Origin of the sequence: Ohtaekwangia kribbensis, assembly GCF_042676245.1 — a bacterium.
Classification (GTDB): domain Bacteria; phylum Bacteroidota; class Bacteroidia; order Cytophagales; family Cyclobacteriaceae; genus Ohtaekwangia; species Ohtaekwangia kribbensis.
Genome location: NZ_JBHTKA010000008.1, coordinates 341,387 through 363,396, shown reverse-complemented (window position 1 = coordinate 363,396; position 22,010 = coordinate 341,387). Strand labels below are relative to the sequence as shown.

At 43.0% G+C, this 22,010-nt stretch carries 14 protein-coding genes; 9 read left to right on the top strand and 5 right to left on the bottom strand.

Annotated elements, in window-relative coordinates:
- Positions 1-9: 9 nt before the first annotated feature.
- Together ACFQ21_RS22435 and ACFQ21_RS22430 are read left to right on the top strand one after the other, a co-directional pair.
- Positions 10-759 (top strand): outer membrane beta-barrel protein, encoded by a 750-nt coding sequence (locus ACFQ21_RS22435; protein ID WP_377582877.1) that lies wholly within the window; start codon positions 10-12, stop codon positions 757-759.
- A 165-nt stretch (positions 760-924) separates the two neighbouring features.
- Complete coding sequence (locus ACFQ21_RS22430; protein ID WP_377582875.1) at positions 925-1,704, top strand: hypothetical protein; 780 nt, start codon at positions 925-927, stop codon at positions 1,702-1,704.
- 25 nt (positions 1,705-1,729) lie between these two features.
- Here ACFQ21_RS22430 and hemE read toward each other — a convergent pair whose 3' ends face one another.
- Positions 1,730-2,755 carry a uroporphyrinogen decarboxylase gene (gene hemE / locus ACFQ21_RS22425; RefSeq protein ID WP_377584047.1) on the bottom strand — a complete coding sequence of 342 codons (1,026 nt, stop codon included), beginning with the start codon at positions 2,753-2,755 and terminating at the stop codon, positions 1,730-1,732.
- 142 nt (positions 2,756-2,897) lie between these two features.
- Between hemE and ACFQ21_RS22420 the strand changes: the two genes are divergently transcribed.
- Entirely contained in the window at positions 2,898-5,588 is a 2,691-nt protein-coding gene (locus tag ACFQ21_RS22420) for a S9 family peptidase (protein ID WP_377582874.1), read from the top strand.
- Positions 5,589-5,710: 122 nt separating this feature from the next.
- Here the strand turns inward: ACFQ21_RS22420 and ACFQ21_RS22415 are convergent, their stop codons facing one another.
- Both ACFQ21_RS22415 and dusB read right to left on the bottom strand, forming a co-directional pair.
- Positions 5,711-6,589: a DMT family transporter gene (locus ACFQ21_RS22415; RefSeq protein WP_377582872.1), complete on the bottom strand. Its 879-nt coding sequence runs from the start codon at positions 6,587-6,589 to the stop codon at positions 5,711-5,713.
- Between the two features lie 199 nt (positions 6,590-6,788).
- Complete coding sequence (dusB, locus tag ACFQ21_RS22410; protein WP_377582870.1) at positions 6,789-7,778, bottom strand: tRNA dihydrouridine synthase DusB; 990 nt, start codon at positions 7,776-7,778, stop codon at positions 6,789-6,791.
- Positions 7,779-7,806: 28 nt separating this feature from the next.
- On the opposite strand from dusB, the gene ACFQ21_RS22405 reads away from it, so the two are divergent.
- The 6 genes from ACFQ21_RS22405 (at position 7,807) to ACFQ21_RS22380 (ending at position 17,989) form a co-directional block, all read left to right on the top strand.
- Positions 7,807-8,766, top strand: coding sequence for a CPBP family intramembrane glutamic endopeptidase (locus tag ACFQ21_RS22405; RefSeq protein WP_377582868.1), 960 nt, complete (start codon positions 7,807-7,809; stop codon positions 8,764-8,766).
- 45 nt (positions 8,767-8,811) lie between these two features.
- Positions 8,812-9,639: a phosphatidate cytidylyltransferase gene (locus ACFQ21_RS22400; protein WP_377582866.1), complete on the top strand. Its 828-nt coding sequence runs from the start codon at positions 8,812-8,814 to the stop codon at positions 9,637-9,639.
- A gap of 143 nt (positions 9,640-9,782) precedes the next feature.
- A complete protein-coding gene (locus tag ACFQ21_RS22395; protein WP_377582864.1) occupies positions 9,783-10,409 on the top strand; it encodes a WbqC family protein in 627 nt (208 codons plus the stop codon).
- Between the two features lie 113 nt (positions 10,410-10,522).
- Complete coding sequence (locus tag ACFQ21_RS22390; protein WP_377582862.1) at positions 10,523-13,066, top strand: ATP-dependent Clp protease ATP-binding subunit; 2,544 nt, start codon at positions 10,523-10,525, stop codon at positions 13,064-13,066.
- A 365-nt stretch (positions 13,067-13,431) separates the two neighbouring features.
- Entirely contained in the window at positions 13,432-14,022 is a 591-nt protein-coding gene (locus ACFQ21_RS22385) for a hypothetical protein (RefSeq protein WP_377582860.1), read from the top strand.
- A gap of 394 nt (positions 14,023-14,416) precedes the next feature.
- Positions 14,417-17,989, top strand: a complete 3,573-nt coding sequence (locus ACFQ21_RS22380) for a two-component regulator propeller domain-containing protein (RefSeq protein ID WP_377582858.1) — start codon at positions 14,417-14,419, stop codon at positions 17,987-17,989.
- A 590-nt stretch (positions 17,990-18,579) separates the two neighbouring features.
- Here the strand turns inward: ACFQ21_RS22380 and ACFQ21_RS22375 are convergent.
- Both ACFQ21_RS22375 and ACFQ21_RS22370 read right to left on the bottom strand, forming a co-directional pair.
- Positions 18,580-21,147: a phosphoenolpyruvate carboxylase gene (locus ACFQ21_RS22375; protein ID WP_377582856.1), complete on the bottom strand. Its 2,568-nt coding sequence runs from the start codon at positions 21,145-21,147 to the stop codon at positions 18,580-18,582.
- Between the two features lie 167 nt (positions 21,148-21,314).
- The gene (locus ACFQ21_RS22370; protein WP_377582854.1) at positions 21,315-21,977 is read right to left on the bottom strand and encodes a 3-hydroxyacyl-CoA dehydrogenase family protein; all 663 of its coding nucleotides are present in this window, start codon (positions 21,975-21,977) and stop codon (positions 21,315-21,317) included.
- Positions 21,978-22,010: the final 33 nt, after the last annotated feature.

The window sequence follows — 22,010 nt, the reverse complement described above, 5'->3', positions numbered from 1 at the left end:
TTAATAACAATGAAAAGAAAATTACTAACAGTTTGCATTTTGTTCACCTTGAGTTTCTCCTTTGCACAGGAGAAAAAATTTGGGGTCACCTTACAGGTAAGTAGCCCAAGTAAAGATGATGTAAAACTTGGGTGGTATACTATCGATACTGAATCAATTGATGGATATAATCTGAAGCATAAATCCTATGCGGCTGGTTTATTGTTTAACTATAGTCTGAAAAACGAAACTGTGGTTCGATTAAGACTCGGGATAAGTAAAAGCTATATAGATGAGTATAGCCGGCAATATGGCAGTGGCATTTTGGGAACTGAATCAAGCGAGGGAAAGCAGACAAAGATTCATATTGCTCCCGGAATTGCCTGGAAAATGACGAAGGATAAATTTAGTCTGTATGGTGGTTTTGAACTTCCAATCAATCTTCACGGAAAATATACAATGGACTATACGAGAACAAGTTCTGATTCCGTAACAGGGACTACTTTAAATCATCGTGAGCAGCACATTAGTATTCCTAGTGGCTATTCCGTTGGATTAGGGGCTATTATGGGCTTCAATTATTTTGCTGCAAAACGAATTTCTCTAGGAGCAGAATTCTCACCTTCGCTGCTATATGCAAGGTTATCTGGGGAGACAACAAACGTGGTAACAGATGACCTGGATCCAAATATAAATCACACTACCCATACTCAAGACGAGGATAAAGGTTTTACGTTCTACGAACAAAGATTCTCAATATGCGTTTCAGTTTGGTTTTGATCGAAGTGATCAACGGAAACAAAATGTAGTGTTTCGGAAGACAGATATACCCGTTGGGAAGATTTTTACAGACGCTCGGAAATAATTTTTGACGTTTACCCATATCGCAGCTAATATTCCCGAGAATTCTTAAAGAATGTTAGCTGTAATAATTTATAGGTAGAAATGGCGTCCATTGGTAAACTCAACATCTTCTTTGACAACGAAACGGTAACAACATCGGAATTGCTGGGAATAATAAAGCTGGTCAATATAGGGGTGGGACTTGCCTATTTTGATTTGATTCAGCACGAGAACAGGCCGAAGTATGAATCGTTAAAGCATAGCTTTTATACGTACCTGTATATGCGTAACAAAGAAATTACGAAATCAATCTTCGAATCTTTTTCACCCACCGATAATTCCAATGACGCGGATATAGTCAGGAGAATAACAAAACTTCGGAATCAATTCAGATATAAAATGGATGAACCGGTTTTTCGTGAACTAATTGCTTTACTTGAAACTATATATCTGGAGAAACTTTTTCTGAAATACGATTATTCCGAAAGAAATTTGCAACGAAGAGTTGTTTCAGGATTAGCCAAGAGCGAAATCTTCGAGAAAAGACAATTCAACCTTAATGATTTTTCAGAATGGCTGAGTATAGATTCTGAAAATCGCGTTTCTGATATTCGCGTAGCCGAGTCGCAGGGTGGTCATGAATATGAAATCAAATTCCTGCTGGTGCCGGATGTCGAAAACGATGAATTGAACAGGAAGCAAACGCTGCTTACCTTTAATTATATTGTAGTGCTACTCAGTAAACAAAACGAAATACCCGGGCAAAAATTAGCAGTACCAGAAATGCCGGATAATCTTACCAGTATAGTAGCGCAATTCGATAAAGTCTTCATAGACATCAACAACCACACGATGAAGCTGGAACTGCGCATCAATCGCTAGTATATATATCCAGAAATGTAATTCTCTAGCTTGCCCTGAACTCCTTCACGGTATCAATAAAACACTTCACTTTATCAACTTCAGTATCCGGATATAGGCCGTGACCGAGGTTGGCTATATGTTTAGAGCCACCAAAAGCCTGGAGCATTTTTTTCGTCTCGCGCTTTACATCTTCAAGTGAGCCATAGAGCGCGCATGGATCAAGATTACCTTGTAGTGTTTTGTTCGGTATCAATTGTCGTGATTCTTCTATTCCCATGTTCCAGTCGAGACCAACCACGTTGCAGTTTAGGCGGTTCATGCTGGCACGGGCAAAGAATGCTCCTTTAGCGAAAACAGTTTTGGGAACTTCGGGGATAGCATCGCAGATCTGCGATATATACTTTAATGAGAACTCTTCATACTGATCCGGGCTCAACACACCTGCCCACGAATCGAAAAGCTGTATGATATCGGCACCAGCCTGTACCTGTGCTTTCAGGTAGTTGATGGTGCTTTGTGTGATCATGTCGAGTAGCTTGTGTGCAAACTCCGGTTGTGAGTACAATACTTTTTTAGCAGCACTGAAAGTTTTGCTTCCGCGACCTTCAATCATATAGGAGAAGATCGTCCAGGGAGCTCCCGCAAAACCGATGAGCGGCACGCGTCCGTTGAGCTCGCGCTTGGTAAGTTTTATAGCATCGAGTACATATTGAAGCTCTTCACCTGTTGAGACATGAAGCAGGTTAAGGTCTGCTGCTGATTCAATTCTTTTTGGAAACACAGGACCTTTACTCTCTTCCATTTCGTAATTTAGTCCCATAGCCTCCGGTATCACGAGGATGTCGGAGAAAATGATGGCGGCATCAACTCCGAGAATATCAACGGGCTGAATAGTAACTTCGGTTGCAGCTTCCGGTGATTTCACCAATGTTTTAAAATCTTTGATGGAGGCGCGCACCTTGCGATATTCTGGTAAAACGCGGCCCGCCTGGCGCATCAGCCATACCGGTGTGCGTTCTGTTTTTTGTCCGAGGGCTGCACGAAGAAGCAGGTCATTCTGAAGTTGCATAAGCGATAGTCCTTGAAAATACCAGCGCAAAACTAGAAGTGTTTTTCGATTTTTTATCTTTTAATCTTTCCGGATTCTCGTGTAATATTTTAATCGTTAACTCAACTAACAGTTAATAACCCAAAACCCGTTTAAAACACACATGAGAAAAATTGTAATTCTGATAATGGCGCTGGCGCTGATGAACATAGCGCAGGCCCAGAAGAAGAGTGGTAACGCCACAACCAAAGAACCACCGCTCATTGACCGCGAATTGTTTTTTGATAATCCTGAAATTGCAGGAGGCCAGCTTTCTCCGGATGGCAGCATGATCAGCTTTCAAAAAGTTTACAAAGGCAAAATGAACATCTGGGTAAAGAAGTTCGATGAGTCTTTTGAAAAAGCAAAACCAGTAACGGCCGATACGCTGCGGCCGATCAGCGGCTACTTCTGGACGTACGACAGCAAGTATATTCTGTATGTGCAGGATAAAGGCGGAAACGAAAACTTCAATGTGTATGCCGTAGATCCCAAGGCTGCAGCTGAGAAAAATACCGGGGTGCCGGCAGCGCGAAACGTAACTCCGATGGACAACGTCCGCGCGTTGATCTATAACGTGTCACAAAAAGATCCGAATATACTTTGGGTCGGACTAAACAACCGCGATCAGGCGTGGCACGATCTGTATAAACTGGAGATCAGTACCGGTAAACTTACCTTGCTGAAAGAAAACAAAGATCGCCTCACCGGTTTTTACTTTGACTGGGATGAAAACATTCGTGCCGCGACACGTTCTGCCGATGACGGCAGCACTGAAATTCTTCGTGCTGATGCAGAAGGATTTTCCAAAATATACGACTGCGGTCCGCTGGAAAGTTGTGGTCCTGCAGGCTTCTTCGATAAAACCAACAAGAACCTGTATATACAGTCTAACAAAGGCGAAGCAGAAGATCTTGTAAAACTATATTTGTTAAATCCGGATACGAAAGCTGTTGCACTGGTAGAAGGTGATCCGCTCAATAAAGTAGACTTCGGTGGCGTATATGTATCCGACAAAACAAAAGAGATCGTATACACAACCTATACCGATGCTAAAACCCGCTGGTATTTTAAGGATAAGAACGCAGAAGCAAGCTATAATTTTCTGAAGTCCAAATTCCCGGGCAAAGAGGTGGCTATATCGTCACGTACAAAAGATGAAAGCAAAGCGCTGGTTTCTGTGTATAGCGATGATGATCCGGGCTCGGTATATTTCTTTGATGTAGCGGGCAAGAAAGTAATCAAGCAATATACCCCTCGTCCGAAGTTGCAGGCATTGCCGTTAGCAAAGATGGAGCCGATCACTTATAAATCATCTGATGGTTTAGAGATACCGGCATACCTTACGTTGCCACTTGGTAAAGAACCTAAGAATTTACCACTTATTGTATTTCCACATGGTGGTCCGTGGGCTCGCGATACATGGGGCTTCAACGGTTACGCACAATTTCTCGCGAACCGTGGTTATGCTGTGCTTGCACCAAACTTCCGTTCTTCAACCGGCTATGGTAAAAAATTCCTGAATGCCGGCAACGGTCAGTGGGGCGAGAAGATGCAGGATGACTTAACGTATGGTGTAAAACATCTTGTAAGCAAAGGTATAGTGGATGCTAAACGCGTAGGCATCATGGGCGGGTCATACGGTGGATACGCTACCCTTGCCGGCCTTACATTTACTCCGGATGTATATGCAGCCGGTGTAGATATAGTTGGTCCATCAAACCTGTTAACACTGCTTAACTCGATCCCTCCTTACTGGGAAGCTATACGTAAAGTATTCTATATACGCATGGGCGATCCTGCTACTCCGGAAGGAAAAGCAAAACTTGAAAAGCAATCTCCGTTATTCTCGGCAAATAAAATCAAAGCTCCGTTGTTGGTAGTACAGGGTGCGAACGATCCGCGTGTAAAGAAAGCAGAGTCTGACCAGATTGTTTCTGCGCTGCGTGATCTCGGTATAACTGTAGAGTATATATGTGCGCCTGACGAAGGTCACGGTTTCCGTAATCCGGAAAATAACATGGCGATGCTGGCATACGCTGAGAAATTTTTGGCAAAGCACCTGGGTGGTCGTTACCAGGAAACGATGAAGCCGGAAGTGGCCAAGAAACAGCAGGCGATCATTGTAGATGTTAAGACTGTAAAGGTGGCAGATGCTACAGCGTCAGCACCAACTGAGTTGCCAAAGCCTTCGTCTGATCTGCAAGCTGGTAAATATAGCTATGCCTTTACCATGACGATGGGTGCACAGAACATGACGATGGACATGAATCGCGAAGTAAAATTCGAGAATGGAAAATGGTCTGTTACGGATGCTATAAAATCTGCCATGGGCGATATAGCCGAGCAAAATCTGATCGAACCAAAAACGTTGAAGTGTCTGCAGCGCAATGTTAAACAGGGTCCTGTTACAGTAGTGTTGACTTATACCGACAAAGCTATAACGGGTTCTATGGACATTGGCAACGGACAGAAGAAGCCTATCGATGTAAAGCTTCAGAATCCGATTATCATTGACGGTGCCGGCTCTGACCTGGTGATTGCTCGCCTTCCGCTAAAGGAAAATTCCAGCACAGTTATCGAGATGTTAGATATACAGACATCACAGATCAAAAAGTATGAAGTAAAATTACTGGGTACAGAAAAGATAACCGTACCTGCCGGTTCATTTGATACCTATAAAATTTCAGTGAACCAGGTTGATGGCGGAGAGAAAACTACATACTGGATTTCATCTGCTGACAAGAGCATGGTCCGCACGGAAGCGATCGTTCCGCAGATGGGTAATGCAAAGATGGTAGCTGAAAGGAAATGAATCGTTATTCGTTGATAGTGAATCGTTAATCGTGAAAGAATGCACAAAATCCTCTGTGACTTTGTGCATTTTTTTTGTGTTCTCCGTGCAATGGATTTTAACGATTAACCATTAACGATTAATCACTTCCTATTCGCGAGATATACCCCTCCAATGATGCAGAGCATCCCTACAAAGTGTCCCACGCCTAATCTCTCACCATCCAACAAGCCCCACATCACCGCCACGATTGGCAATGCATACGTAACTGAACTCGCGAAGAGGGCTGTACTCATTTTTACCAGGTGGTTGAAAAGTATAGTTGCTACCGCAGTACTCATCAAACCAAGTAATACAATAAAACCAGCCGCCTGCCAGCCACCGGGTTGTGTTGTAAGCTTCGGTACAAAATCCGAGAAGCCGAATAAATATATAAGCGCCAGCGGACCGATCAACAGCAACGAAACACTGGTAATGGTAAGCGAACCAAGATCAGGTATTTTGAATTTGATGAGGTTGAGGTTCGATCCGTAACAAAAGCATGCGAGCACAATCAGCAATGCAAATGCATTGAATCCTCCTATAGCACCATCGCTTCTGGATATACTGAGTATAATACCACCGGCAAATCCTAAAAGTATACCGACAATGGCTACTGTTTTAAAACGTAGTTTGAAAACAACGGCACCGATTAACATGGTAAAAATAGGTGTGAGTGTATTCATGATTCCGGCAACGGAACTATCCATGCGGGTTTGTGCTGTGGCAAACAAAAAGGCGGGTATAAATATACCGAGCATGCCGGAGGCAAAGAGTTTACCGTAATGATGCACGTGAAGTTCTTTCAGTCGCGTAACCGCGAGTGGAATCAGAAACAGGCAAGCAGAAGCAACACGAAGTGCTCCGACTTCATCCGGAGAAAATACTTTCAGTCCTTGCTTAATGAGTATAAAGGATGTTCCCCAGATGAGCGTAAGACTTACAAATAAAATAATGGAGGTGCCGCGATTGGAATCAGACATATAGGTTAATGAGCAATGGGTAAAAAAGAAAATACGTTTTTATTCCTGTAAAGGTTTGCCAACTCAACCAGAATAAAAACCCGATTATTGCTAAAAAAATAAATTCAACTCTATACTATACTACTCTACCCTCGCTGCTCGTGACAAAATTTGTCTGCGTAAGTCTGTCCCCGATAATCATCGGGTAGCGGGAAAGAAACTAAGCTGCCACAGAGCTATACGTATTAATCACATCATCCAGAATAGCAAGCACATCCGCTTCAGTCGGAGCCTCTACCAATCGCATACGGAACGGTTTGAAGTCATTAATACCTTTAAAGTAATTGGTATAGTGCCTGCGCATTTCGAATACACCCAGCTTGTCTCCCTTCCAGCGGATTGAAAACTCAAGGTGCTTTTTGGTAGCACGAACACGCTCAGCCATATCCGGAGGTGCCGGACGTTCGCCATGCTTTATATAGTGCTTGATTTCGTTGAAGATCCACGGGTATCCTATAGCAGCACGTCCGATCATGACACCATCCACACCGTAGCGATTTTTATACTCAAGCGCTTTCTCAGGTGAATCGATATCACCATTGCCAAAAATAGGTATATGGATGCGCGGGTTCTCTTTTACTTTGCCGATAAGCGTCCAGTCGGCTTCACCTTTATACATCTGCACGCGCGTGCGACCATGAATTGATAAAGCTTTTATACCTATATCCTGCAAACGCTCAGCTACTTCTAAAATATTTTTGGTTGATTCGTCCCAGCCCAAACGAGTCTTAACCGTTACCGGAAGATGGGTACACTTCACGATCTCGGCTGTCATCTTTACCATCTTGGGTATATCCTGGAGCAACGCAGCTCCAGCTCCGCGACAGGCAACTGCCTTTACCGGGCAACCATAATTTATATCGATGAGATCAGGACGAGCGGCTGTTGCTATCTCGGCAGATTGCACCATGTTACCAATGTCGCCACCAAAAAGCTGAATGCCGATGGGACGCTCATATTCAAATATGTCGAGCTTCTGCCGACTCTTGGCGGCATCACGAATTAACCCTTCAGACGAGATAAATTCAGTATACATCAGGTCTGCACCACCCTCTTTGCACACAGCACGGAAGGGCGGATCACTCACATCCTCCATAGGCGCCAGCAACAAAGGAAACTCTCCAAGCTCTATTTGACCGATTTTCACCATATTAGCCCGCAAATTTAAGCAGAAATATATGGAGCAGGAAATAGGCCCGCGTACGGTGCATCCAGCCATTGTAATAATTGTAATGCTCGTGGCAGTAATGCTGGGGTTTCAGGTGATCGGTCCGATGATCGGATTCTTCGTGGCATTGCCACTTTATCCCGGCAGCCTGATGGAAATGACCGAATCGCTAAAGGAACCGATGAAAGATCCGGAGATGAAAAATACTTTATACCTCATGCAAGGTTTCGGAACATTTTTCGGGCTAATACTGGTGCCGTTATATGTGCTGGCAAAATTTCACCGCTCAGCCAGTACGTTGTTTAAAGGACCGATGTATATCCAGCCCGTGGTGCTGGTGGTTGGTATTGTAATGATCTTCATGATGGTAAACTCAATGTTCATCGAATGGAATCAGAACATCACGTTTCCTGAAAGTATAGAAAAATGGGCCCGAGGTACCGAAGAGCAACTTGCAGAGCTTACCAAGTATCTCACCAAGTTCGACTCCGGCGGGCAGGTAGCCCTGGCGTTGGTTGTTATTGCCATATTGCCGGCGATAGGTGAAGAGCTCGTGTTTCGGGGTATCATTCAGCGCGAGTTTTACCGGGGCACCAACAATATCCATGTAGCTATATGGGTATCGGCAGCAATCTTCAGTGCTATTCACGTTCAGTTCTATGGCTTTGTACCACGCATGTTGTTGGGTGCACTCTTCGGGTATCTTTACTACTGGTCGGGTAATTTATGGATGCCCATACTGGCACACTTTATAAACAACGGCTTTACGGTTGTGGCTATGTACCTGTACCAGCGCGGTACTGTTGAAATGGATATAGAAGATGCAAAGGCCGCTCCATGGTCGGCCGTTTTAACAAGCGCTGTAATTACCGTTGCTTTGCTTTATCTTTTCAAAAAATTTTATGAAAAGAGAACTCCAGCCGATTTTGTTAACAATACAAATTCGGATAATGCGACTCTTATTCAATAACAAATTATAATTTTAGACCCTACCAAAACCGAATAACCAAGATTTGTGACTTCGCTTACCAAGTACAACAACCTTACACTTCGAATCATTACCGGTTTGCTGGGCTCAGCAGGTATAATAACAGCGGTCTGTTTAAGCGAGTGGGGATACTTTGCCGTATTTTTTATTATCTGTTTTTTCTCGCTTATTGAATTTTATAAACTGGTGGGGCTCGATGGAATGGTGCCTCAGAAAGCATTGGGTACACTGGGAGGTATACTTCTCTTTGTGTTGTCTTTTCTTATCGAAATGCACCTGGTGTCCTATCGATACTATTTCTTGTTCTTCCCGATCGTATCATGCGTATACATGATCAAACTCTATAAGAAGTTTGAGCGCAAGCCGTTCACGAATATAGCCTTTACATTTCTGGGTATTTTTTATGTAGCTATACCTTTTACGTTGCTGAACATTGCTGTATTTGAGGACGGGGTATACAATTTTGAGATCATATTCGGCTGTCTCTTTATACTTTGGGCCAGCGATACCGGGGCTTACTTTGCTGGTACATATCTGGGTAAACGAAAACTTTTTGAACGTATTTCTCCGAAAAAATCATGGGAGGGTTTCTTTGGCGGTGCACTGCTCGCCATGATCTTTGCCTACGGATTGTCTACCTATTTTCATACACTTTCCGTATGGCAGTGGCTTACCATCGGTGTAATTATTGTAGTAGGGGGTACATTTGGAGATTTAGTAGAGTCGCTGTTGAAGCGAAGCATTGAAATAAAAGATTCAGGTACAAGTCTGCCAGGACACGGAGGTTTCCTGGATCGTTTTGATGGTTTGCTGATCTCGGCTCCTTTTATTGTTGCATACCTCGAAATTTTTTAGTCGTCTCTTTACAGAGCGTTTTCGTATAACTGAATGTAGAGCATTTTCAACAAGATAAGCAGTGTTGAAAGGCTTTGTAAAAAGAACAGGCATACATATATATGTAGGCTTGTGTAAAAACTATTTTTTAAACTATATACTGCTTGAAGTTCCTGATAGAATCACATTATCTCCCTTCGATCGCATACTTCTCTGCGCTATCATCTGCTACAGAGATTGTTATCGAGCGACAGGAGAACTTTGTAAAACAGACATACCGTAACCGTTGCTACATTCATACATCGCAAGGTATAGAACAACTTACGGTGCCGTTAACCAGTAAACATGGTAAAACGTTAATAACCGATATACGGATCGACTATAGTCAGAAGTGGTTAAATAATCATTGGCGCACCATACAATCAGCGTATGGTAAAGCTCCGTTCTATGAACATTATGTGGATGATCTTGAAAAAGTACTCTTCCGTAAAAATGAATTTCTATACGATCTGAATATACAATTGCTGTCAATGTGTCTTGCATGGCTGAAGTGGAAAGTGACTGTCAGCGAAAGTATGTCGTATGAGAAAGAACTGCCGGATACTGTAACAGACCTTCGATCGTTGATTAATTCAAAAAAAAACGATCTTTTGGCAAAGTTTTATAGTCCGGTAGAATATACGCAGGTATTTGGCAATACGTTTGTAAGCAACATGAGCCTGATCGACCTGATCTTTTGTGAAGGCCCGGCTTCCGCCAGGATTGTGAAGGCTTCCGCTGTGGAAAAATGAACAAATGTTAATTTGAGCGTGTTTCTTACGCAGTATTAAATCTTCAGGCTTACGATAGTATTGAACAGACAAAAAACTTTACATTTACACTAATCAATTTTTGATTTTCTCTTATGGAGGCAAAATTTTCCAACCGCGTTAAAGAAGTTATATCGCTTAGCCGCGAAGAGGCTCTTCGGCTTGGCCATGACTATATCGGTACTGAACACCTTATCTTAGGTATGATCCGTGAAGGTGAAGGTGTAGCAGTGGGTGTGCTAAAAAAATTAGGAGTACCAATGGACGAACTCAGAAATGAGATCGAAAAAATTTCCAAAGGAACTGCTACGCATCAGATCAAGAACCTGGCTAATATACCCTTGACAAAAGCCTCAGAAAAAGTTCTTAAGATTACTTACCTGGAAGCAAAGATTTTCAAAGCCCAGCTTATCGGCACAGAACATTTGTTGCTCTCTATACTGCGTGACCATGACAACCTGGGCACGCAGATCTTAAATAAGTTTGACGTAAACTACGAGACCGTGAAAGAAATGCTGGAATACCAAAACGAAGGTCCGATGGCATCACAGGATACGGATGATCCGGATGATGACTCATCAAAAATCTTCGGAGGTGGCGCACAAGGTGGTGCTGCCGGTAAAGAGAAGAAAGGCACTGAAAAATCCCGCACTCCAGTGTTGGATAACTTCGGCCGCGACCTGACCCGTCTGGCAGAGGACAATAAACTCGACCCTATCGTTGGGCGCGAAAAAGAAATTGAGCGCGTGGCTCAGATTCTTTCCAGAAGAAAGAAGAACAACCCAATTCTTATTGGTGAACCTGGTGTAGGTAAAACAGCTATCGCTGAAGGTCTTGCACTGCGCATCATTCAGAAGAAAGTATCACGCGTATTGTTCGGTAAACGCGTTGTGACGCTTGACTTAGCATCACTCGTAGCCGGAACAAAATATCGCGGTCAGTTTGAAGAGCGTATGAAAGCGGTGATGAATGAATTGGAGAAATCTCCGGATGTAATTCTCTTCATCGATGAACTTCATACTATTGTTGGTGCTGGTGGAGCTTCCGGCTCACTCGATGCCTCCAATATGTTCAAACCGGCTCTGGCCCGCGGAGAAATACAATGCATTGGTGCAACTACACTGGATGAGTACCGTCAGTATATAGAGAAAGACGGTGCACTTGCCCGCAGATTCCAGATGGTGATGGTAGACTCTACTTCACCGGAAGAAACGATCCAGATCCTCGACAACATCAAGGAAAAATACGAAGATCACCACCACGTGATCTATACCAAAGAAGCGATCGAAGCGTGCGTAAAACTTTCTGATCGTTACATCAGCGACCGCTATCTTCCAGATAAGGCGATCGATGTAATGGACGAAGCCGGTGCACGCGTTCACATCAACAACATTCACGTTCCGGAAGAAATCGTGAAGCTTGAAGAAGCCATTGAAGATGTGAAGAAAGAAAAGAATCGTGTTGTAAAAAGTCAGAAGTACGAAGAGGCAGCACAACTGCGCGATCGTGAAAAGAAACTGATCGAACAACTCGATATCGCGAAAGCGAAGTGGGAAGAAAAAACACGTACTGAAAAGTATACAGTTAATGAAGATAACGTAGCCGATGTTATTGCAATGATGACCGGCATACCGACCAAACGTATCGCTCAGAAAGAAAGCAACAAGCTTCTGAACATGGGCGAAGAGTTGAGCGGAAAAGTTATCGGCCAGGATGAAGCCATCAGGAAACTGGTGAAGGCAATTCAACGTACGCGCGTAGGCTTGAAAGATCCGAAGAAACCAATCGGTTCCTTTATCTTCCTCGGTCCTACCGGTGTTGGTAAAACTGAATTGGCTAAAGTACTGGCAACCTATCTCTTCGATAAAGAAGACGCACTCGTGCGGATTGATATGAGTGAGTATATGGAGAAATTCTCCGTGTCACGTCTGGTGGGAGCGCCTCCCGGCTACGTGGGTTACGAAGAAGGCGGACAGCTTACTGAGAAAGTGAGACGCAAGCCTTACTCTGTAGTATTGCTCGATGAAATTGAAAAAGCTCACCCGGATGTATTCAATATACTTCTGCAGGTGTTGGATGATGGTATACTTACTGACGGTTTAGGCCGCAGAGTAGATTTCAGAAACACCATCATCATCATGACATCGAATATAGGTGTACGTGATCTGAAAGATTTCGGTACAGGTATCGGTTTCGCTACTGCAGCTAAACGCGAATCAGAAGAAGAGCACATGAAGCTCACCATTCAGAATGCGTTGAAGCGTGCGTTCTCTCCGGAATTCCTGAACCGTTTGGATGACGTGATCGTGTTCAACTCACTGCAGCGCGAACACATTCACAAGATCATCGACATTACTTTGCGTAAGTTGTTTGATCGCATTATCCAGATCGGCTACAACGTGGAACTTACCGATAAGGCTAAAGACTTCCTCGCAGAGAAAGGATACGATCATCAATTCGGAGCTCGTCCGTTGAACAGAGCGATCCAGAAATACCTGGAAGACCCTGTAGCAGAAGAGATCCTGAAAGGTGAAGTGGAAGAAGGCGGAACAATTCTGGCCGACCACGATGGTAAAGCAGATGCACTTACCATCAAGGTAAAAAAGGCTAAGGCTTCTTCTAAAGAAAAGAAAGAGTAATCCCCCGGAAGGGTATAAATAAAAAAGGACGGTGATGAACCGTCCTTTTTTTATGCCGGTTGCCTAAGTTGAATAACGTTGTGCACTACGTAGCGGTAAATATTACTTCATATCAATGGTAGGATATAGGCCTCCCGCTAAATCCCCCAAAAGAAATATATAGTTAGTCGCACGCTATATTAACCTGCATTTTCGATTTTATACATACTCCCTCGTTTGCCGGTAATCAAATCTACGTATCACCTCTCAGTATATCTTTCTCTGATCTCTTTCGGGTTATACTTTACATGCAACACACTTTCAACTTTTTGAGGCGGTGCTGCAAATGGGGCCGTGATATATTCGCCCCTTAATTTTTTCCCTTCATGAAACAATTTTACTCCTCTGTGTCTGTACTTTATAAAACTGCTTTTGTCGTGTTTGCTTTAGTTGCCGGTTCTACAACGTACGGGCAGACTGTAAACAATAACTGGAGACAGGACCTTGAAAACTCGATGAAAGAATTTTTAAGTTGCCAGCCAAGCACAGATGTAAACAGTCCGTGTAATAAATTTTTAGGTGAGTCGCTCAACACGGTTTACCGCATCAACGATTTCTATTCCCAGAATTTAGGGCGGTATATGGTAGCTTCTGAAATAGCTAAATATTTAAAGAGTAGTGAACAGTGGACGCTGCTGGGACCTTGCTACGATCAAAAAACACTTACACAGGCACAAGAAAATGCCAATGCCCGCAAGGCTGTTGTGGCAGTATATATGACTGGTTCTGGCGGAGGTCATGTTGTGTTGATTACACCAGGTTCACTTCAGTCTTCAGGTTCGTGGGAGCTCAGTGTTCCAACGGCTACATCTTTCTTTTTAAGTCAGCCCGACCGCTCGTTTATTAATAAGGGGTTGTCGTTCGCCTTTGGAAAAATGCTGATGAAGGATATCCTGATCTATACCCGAAAATACTAAGCTATATAGTGGCGTGTTGTAAGAACTGTTTTATTAAGAGCGCCTTCTTATTTGTCAAAATCTGTGCATAGTCGCGAATAAGAAAGCGCATCTTTTATTATATAATCCCGTTGGGTGCTATTAGATTTTCGAAAACCGATCGTTTTCTTATTCTACAAGCATATCTTTTCTTTTTGCCTTTAAATAAGGTAAATTCACTCTCTGTCGCAGAATAAGAACGGTTATGTAGCGCAGTCAGGTAATTTTGCAGACGGATCCGGGCAAAGGTTGGAGGGTAGTTGTTTAGGCACTATGGGTTTGCGAGAATTTTAGAAAAGAACGCCAGCGTGTTTCAGATAAAACGTAAGAGAAACTTCAGTCTGTTTTAAAGGATTAACCTATAGAATTCAACGTAATGATTGTTTTGCGATTGAAGCTCCGTAAATTCTTCCACAGTACACGATGGATCAATGTCTTGTTATCGGTCAGTGTCCTGCTATGGATATTGTCGTTCACTACTACGGTTGCTCAGCTCGAACTTCGAAATAAAGTCGTAAAGTATACTACGCATAAAGGCCTGCCGCTAAAGGTTATTAATAGCATTACGCAAGACAAACAAGGTTTTATGTGGTTTGCCGCGGATGATGGCCTGGCACGTTTTGATGGATATACCTTTCGTGTTTTTAAGAATGATCCAAACGATCCGCATAGCCTTTCGCATAACTATATATTTTGCATCTTCTCGGATTCCAAAGGGCGTGTCTGGACATCTTCGCGCGAAGGATTAAACCTGTTCGATTCGCTCACCGAACGTTTTATACATTATCAACATGATCCTCAAAATACCAATTCACTGGTTGGTGACGATGTATCAAATATTACGGAAAGTATAGCAGGGGCTTTGTGGGTATCGTCATGGCAGGCTGGCTTTACTTATTTTGATGCATCGCAAAATAAGTTTATACAATATTCACAACGTAATTTACCAGGACTGTCCAGTCAAAAAGTTGTATGTATTTATGAAGATGCCGATAATTTACTTTGGGTTGGTTCGCTCAGCGGAGGTCTCGATGTGTTTCAGGTAAAGAATGGGATTATATCAAAAAAGGTAGAGCACCTCTCTGGTAAAGAGATACCAGCGATGCACAATGTGCGATGTATAAAAGCAGATCATGCCGGTAACATGTGGATCGGTACAAATGATGGCTTGGTCTTCTTTAATAAAAAACAAAAGACTTTTCAACTTCTGGATGAAAATACCAGTGGCCTTAAAGGAAGTGTCGTGCGAACGCTGTGCGAAGACAGTAATCATAATTTATGGATTGGTGTAGAAGATCATGGCCTCTTTAAAATTTCGTTAAGCGATATAGATAAAGCCGTTACGCCCGATATCAATATAGAAACGGTAGCGGGTAAGGATGAGTATAGTATATATCGTCTTTCCATTCATAGTATTTTCGAAGACCGTGATAAGAACATCTGGCTGGGTACAAATGGTGATGGCGTGCAGATGATCAGCAGCATACAGGAAAAGTTTATGCGCATAGAAGTAAAAACCAGTGAGCCTGCACGGGTGTACTGGCGATTCTGGGGCATGTGCACAGATGAAGAAGGGAATCTGTGGCTCGGCTCGGATGGTAACGGTATCTATAAATATACGCAGCAAGGTAAATTACTCAGGCACTATCACACTGATGGGAAGAAAGGAAGTCTGACGGATAATGCTATACTATATGCGTATCGTGATCACGACAATGTGCTTTGGTTTGGTACATATTCTGGAGGGCTGTTTCGGTATAATAAAAGCCCCGATACGTTCACAAACTATAAACATGATCCGGCTGATCCGGAAAGTTTAGGGATCAATGACGTCCGGTTGATTTTTGAAGATTCGAAACATAATCTTTGGATCGGTACAAACTGGGGCGGTCTGAATTTACTGGATAGAGCCACCGGTAAATTTACCAGGTATACAATTAAGAATAGCACCATTAGCAGCGGAGATATACGTGCGATCATTGAAGATAATAATGGCGGGCTGTGGATCGGGTGTTCGAAGGGAGGCGTTAATTATTTTGATCGCGACAAGAAAACCTTCCGACAGTACTTTGCCGATGCAGGAAGTAATAATGACATCTCAGGCAACATGATTTATGCATTGCTCTTCGACAAGAGTGGTAAATTGTGGATCGGGACAGAAGGAGCAGGATTGCTGACGTACGACTCTACACAGAAAAAATTAGAATGGATTAATGAAAAGAATGGCTTTAACGGCAGCTCCGTGTTTGCCATGCAGCAGGATAATGATGGAAATATATGGCTGAGTACAAATGCTGGTATATCGAAATGGGATGTGCACGAAAAGGTTTTTAGAAATTATGACAGCTCGGATGGTTTACAAAGCGGGCAGTTTAATTCCTGCTCATTTCTATACGACCGCAAAACTAATTTGATGGGCTTTGCCGGCACCGAAGGCGTTACACTGTTTTACCCCGATCACATAAGACCGAACCTTAAAAAACCGGATGTTGTGATAACCGGTTTTCAATTGTTTAATAAAGATGTGCTGATAGATTCTACGAATAATGAAGACGCTATACTACGGCAGGCTATAAATCATACACCTGAAATTACACTGCAGTATAACGAGTCTGTGTTTACCCTGGAGTTTGCAGCATTAAGTTATACTCTTCCGGAGAAAAATAAGTACGCCTATAAAATGGAAGGCTTCGATAATGACTGGAGTTATATAGGTTCCGGCAGAAGTGCCACCTATACCAACCTCGATCCGGGTACCTATACATTTCGGGTAAAAGCATCTAACAGCGATGGCATTTGGAATGAAGAGGGAACATCGCTGGTGATCCGTATTATACCCCCGTGGTGGAAAACATGGTGGTTTAGAACCGTGTCGGTACTGGCTTTAATTGGTTTAGCTTGGGGATATAGTCGGTTGCGCATACAAGCTATTAATGAACAAAAAAAGTTATTGGAGTTTTCCGTTCGCGAAAAAACGAAACAGCTTCAGTTGGTAAATGAAGAGTTGATGTTGCGCGAGGAGGAGATCAAAGCGCAGAACGAAGATTTGTCTGTACAAAACGAAGAGCTTTTCTCGCGACAGGAAGAAATTGCTACACAGCGCGATCTGCTTACCGAACAAAATCAGCGACTGGAAGATGCGTGGAAAACCATTGAGACACAGAACCGGGAAATTCTGCTGCATAACAAAACGTTGGATCAGGAAGTAAAGGAGCGAACACAAAAACTGGTAGAGTATAACCAGCAGCTTGAACAGTTTGCTTTTATAACAGCACACAATCTTCGCGCACCAGTAGCACGCATTCTTGGCCTCGGACAAGTTTTAGATATGTCGAAAGATAACCTGGACGAAGAAAGATTAATTGTGAGTAAGCTCGTTGCTACAACGGTAGAGCTGGACAAAGTGGTGAAGGATGTGAGTACCATACTGGAGATCCGAAAGAGCAATACGCCCATTATAAAAAAGATCGATCTCACTGAAGAGCTAAACATTATTAAAGCGAACCTGGAAAGCGAGATAGCCGAAACGAACACGGAGATAAAGGAAGATTTTTCGAAGGCAAATGTTATTTATACCGCCAAGCCGTATCTCGATAGTATACTGATTAACCTGATCCATAACGCCATTAAATATAGGGACCTGAATCGCAAGCCATCGATACACGTAAAAACCGAAGTTGAAGATGGATACGTGTGCCTGCTGATAAGTGATAACGGCCTGGGTATAGATCTGGCACAGCATCAAAATAATATCTTTAACCTCTATAAGCGGTTTCATTCACACGTAGAAGGAAAAGGTATGGGCCTGTACTTGGTTAAGACACAGGTTACCGCACTGGGCGGCAAGATAGAAGTTGAAAGTAAAGTAAATGTAGGAACCACTTTCAAAGTTTTTCTGCGGAACGTTGAAGAGAAAAATGAGAAGGTTCAGAATGAAATTGTGAGCTAGTATATTTACTGGTATATTTTATTGCAAACAGACACCTATTAGCAATACCGTATGTGAAGCGAAAAGCTACTTCCTAACAGCTTCGGATATATATAGCATTTGGAGGCAAATCAGTGCGTTTCGGGAAATAGTCTCTGCCGGATTATGAGAAGCTGGTAATTTGTGCATTTCGCCAATCCATGTTATGAAATATAGTTATCTGATTACAAGTTTGCTTGTGATGTTAATCGAAAGCGCCCTTGCACAGGTAAACAAAATTCCCAACGCAACTCCATCAAAATTTGATAACAGCAAAGGATTGAGCCTTCGGTCCATGTGTCGTGATATTGCTCAATAATAAATTTTATCGCTTGTCGGAACTTAAGGAGTATAATAACACGATTGACGGAGTAGTGATCGAGTCTGTGGATGTTGTAAAAAATAGAGAAGTAATCACCAAAATAATAAGTGACAAAATCAGGGTATTGATTATCGTCAATACTCCGAAAACTCCAAGTGCCGATTCTCTAAAGCAAGTAAAACGGAATTGATCGCAAGAAAAAAAGCAAGGCCCCTGACCTTGCTTTTTGCATATACTATATATCTGAATACTAAGCGGAGTTACGCGCGGCATTAATGATACCGAACATACAGCGAAGCACAAGCTTGCGATATTGCTTTTCGAACGCTTTGTCTTTTTCCTTATCCTCCGGTTCGCGCAGTTGTTGTAAGGCAAACTGCTGAATGGTAATGAGCGGCAACACAATGCGCTCGCGCAGTTTTACTGAATCGCGATTTACCGGTGTGTTATCCATCAATTCTTTAAGTTCTGAAATTTCAAGAATCATCTCCTTCGAAAGTTTAAACTCGGCATACATCTTCTTCCAGAACTCGCCAAACTCTTTGTCTTTAGAAAGATAGGCTGTTGCCGGATAGTAACACTTCGTAAGCGACATCATACTGTTGCTTAACAACGTACGGAAAAACAGCGACTGCTTGAACAATGCTTTCAGCTCGCGCATCTTGCCTTGTCTCTTCATTTCGCGTATAGCAGTACCTACTCCGTAGAAGCCGGGTATATTTTGTTTCATCTGTGCCCACGAGCTGACAAAAGGTATAGCACGTAAGTCTTCAAATTTCAAACTTCCCGAACTGCGTTTTACCGGGCGCGAACCAATGTTGGTGTCACCAAAGAACGCAAGCGGTGTTATCTTTTCAAGATATGGTACAAATTTAGGATGCTGCTTCAGGTCGAGGTATGCCTTATGACCTTCTTCCGCTAGCTGATCCATCAACGCCTTTTCATTTGCTTCAAAGGTGTCTATATTTTTGAAGACTGAATTTTCTATACCGGCTGAAAGCAATTGCTCCAGGTTATATCCACACGAAACAGGTTTGCCAAAGTTAGAGCTGATGGTTTGTCCCTGAATAGTAATCTGCACTTCCTTATCTTCAATTGTATCACCTAATGAAGCATAGAAGTCGTGCGTGTTACCACCACCACGCGCAGGAGGTCCGCCACGCCCGTCAAAGAACACGGTTGTAAAACCTTCTTCACGTGCAATGCGTGTGAGATTTTCTTTTGCCTGGAAGATAGACCAGTTGGCGCGCAGGTAGCCGCCATCTTTGGTACCATCTGAGAAGCCCAGCATAATGGTTTGCTTGTTACCCCTGCGTTTCAGGTGCTCACGGTATGCCGGTATACTATACAATGCTTTCATGACATGCGGAGCATTGGACAGATCTTCTATCGTTTCGAAGAGAGGTATAATATCGAGTGTAAGATCGTCATCTTTACCGAGAATCAATTTTGCCAATTGATATACCCGGATCACATCGAGTGCAGACTGACAATTGCTGATCACATAACGATGGCATCCTTCCACACCGTTTTGTTCCTGAATTTGTCCGATTACATCTATACTCTCGATCAATTCAGTAACAAAACTATCTTCAAATTTTAGTGAAGCAGGTTTAAAGCTGAGCGAAAGAAGTGTATCGATCTTTTCCTGTTCAGTAAGTTTATCGAAGTTCTTCAGTTTTTTGTTTTTAGACTGCAGCTTCTCAATACACGCTTCCCAGGCATACGCATGCTTGCGGCTATCCTGGCGTATATCCATACTGGCAAAGTAAAATCCGAATATTTTTACTTTCAGTATAAAGCTGTCGAGCAGATCAAGGAATAACCCACGGTGATCGTTGATCAGTACATCGCGGGCTTCGAAAAGATCATTCAGCAGTTCGTCCGGGTGATGGTATATTTCACCAAAGCCTCCGTACGCTATAGGATATACTTTACTTTCAGCACGACCTATAATATGATCTACACCTTTAAAAGTAAGTCTGCGTTTTAAGAAGCGAAGATCACGGTGATAACATTTCAAGAGAGTCTCCTGTAAACGTTGTGCTACCTTCAGTGTGATCTCATGCGTTACAAACGGGTTGCCATCACGATCGCCACCCGGCCAGAAACCGATCTTTAGCAGGTCGAAATTTTTCCATTCCTCCAGTTTAATGTTGAGGCCGGTCATCAGCTTCTGGATGATCACAGGAATCTCCGGATAGAAAACACTTTCCAGAAACCAGCATAAGCTTACCGCTTCATCAAATGGTGTTGGTTTTTCTTTATTGATAAATGCAGTCTTGCCAAGCTGGCGTAACAACAGGTTTATTTCATCGAGTTTGTTATCGCGAATGGTTTGTTCCAGGTCGTTAATAATAGCCAGTACGCTCCCCGGATAGAACTGCGTGGGGTGTGCTGTTAATACAACGCGCACACTGAAGTCTTCAACTTTCTTTTTCAGTTCTTCTTCAAGTCCTTCGGCAGCAGCGCGCAGTAATAGTCCGGAGACAGTACCCTTGCCGTGCAGATCGTTAATCTCATCGAACGCTGCATCCTCAATTGAGTCGAACAATACAACTTGTCGCTCTACATATTGGGTAAAGCTGAAGAGTAAATTGAATTGTTCTTCGCGTGTTGCCTGCGGAGTAAAATCGCTGAAGAATTTTTTGATAATGGTTCGTGGGTCCTTTCCCTTCTCGTATCCTGTTTCGCAGGCTTGCTGAAGCAGAGGCAACAGCGTACCGGTGCGATAAATACCGGAATAGGGAAGGTTAAGGAAAAGACTGTTGTACATGTGGTACCGGGTGGAAACAGTCTTGTTGAACTCGTTCGCCATGATAAAAATTTAGAAACCCGACAAAGTTATTAAATAGTGCTTTGGCGGGCGGAGTGGTGCTATATATTACAAATTTTCTTTTCGAAAACGTTTTCGGGATGATAATTAAGATAAAAGAAAGAAGGACCGAAAGTAAAACTGAACGTTCGTGGCTTTGACCTTTTAGGCTATTGCCGAAGATATTCTTTCTTGAGCATCGGGCAGATTTTATAGCGCTCGTCTTTCGTATCTTCATAAAGCGCTTCCAGCAATTCATATATATGTTTGATGCCGATGCGCTGGCACCACTCAAAAGGTCCATATGGATAATTCGTGCCGAGTTTCATGGCCATATCTATATCTCCACGTGTGGCGGTTCCTTCCATCACGGTATAGTATGCTTCGTTGATGATCATGCTCACAACACGAGGGGTAACTAATCCTACACGATCATCCACCACCAGGAATTCGGTGTTTAGTGCCGCGCATATCTTTTTAAGAACAGTTTCATCATCAGGTCGCCAGAGACTTACTTCAAGAACCGGACGATTGATAAAGGTAGGCAAACCGTTAAAGCCAAAGATGCGGCTTCTTAAGCTGTCGCCTGTCATGAATGCTAATTCTCCGAGACTGATCTTGCACGTGTTCAGCAATGCAGTAGCCGTGTTGTCTACATAGATTTCAAACTTGGTGGGCTCTTCGTCAATAATAAAGTCGAGCACGAGGTCGTGACTCTCCAGAAATTTTTCGGCATCGCGATGTTCACCTACTACTGAATATTGATGGCTGTCGCCAAACTTCAGAAGGCTTTCGCGATAATGTGCCTGTTCACCAATGATTAAAATATTCATGCATTGAAAGTAAATCCGTTACCGGATACTATT

Coding starts and splice junctions, on each gene's coding strand:
- ACFQ21_RS22435 (WP_377582877.1), top strand. CDS start 10: ATGAAAAGAAAATTACTAACAGTTTGCATTTTGTTCACCTTGAGTTTC.
- ACFQ21_RS22430 (WP_377582875.1), top strand. CDS start 925: ATGGCGTCCATTGGTAAACTCAACATCTTCTTTGACAACGAAACGGTA.
- hemE (WP_377584047.1), bottom strand. CDS start 2,755: ATGCAACTTCAGAATGACCTGCTTCTTCGTGCAGCCCTCGGACAAAAA.
- ACFQ21_RS22420 (WP_377582874.1), top strand. CDS start 2,898: ATGAGAAAAATTGTAATTCTGATAATGGCGCTGGCGCTGATGAACATA.
- ACFQ21_RS22415 (WP_377582872.1), bottom strand. CDS start 6,589: ATGTCTGATTCCAATCGCGGCACCTCCATTATTTTATTTGTAAGTCTT.
- dusB (WP_377582870.1), bottom strand. CDS start 7,778: ATGGTGAAAATCGGTCAAATAGAGCTTGGAGAGTTTCCTTTGTTGCTG.
- ACFQ21_RS22405 (WP_377582868.1), top strand. CDS start 7,807: ATGGAGCAGGAAATAGGCCCGCGTACGGTGCATCCAGCCATTGTAATA.
- ACFQ21_RS22390 (WP_377582862.1), top strand. CDS start 10,523: ATGGAGGCAAAATTTTCCAACCGCGTTAAAGAAGTTATATCGCTTAGC.
- ACFQ21_RS22385 (WP_377582860.1), top strand. CDS start 13,432: ATGAAACAATTTTACTCCTCTGTGTCTGTACTTTATAAAACTGCTTTT.
- ACFQ21_RS22380 (WP_377582858.1), top strand. CDS start 14,417: ATGATTGTTTTGCGATTGAAGCTCCGTAAATTCTTCCACAGTACACGA.
- ACFQ21_RS22375 (WP_377582856.1), bottom strand. CDS start 21,147: ATGGCGAACGAGTTCAACAAGACTGTTTCCACCCGGTACCACATGTAC.
- ACFQ21_RS22370 (WP_377582854.1), bottom strand. CDS start 21,977: ATGAATATTTTAATCATTGGTGAACAGGCACATTATCGCGAAAGCCTT.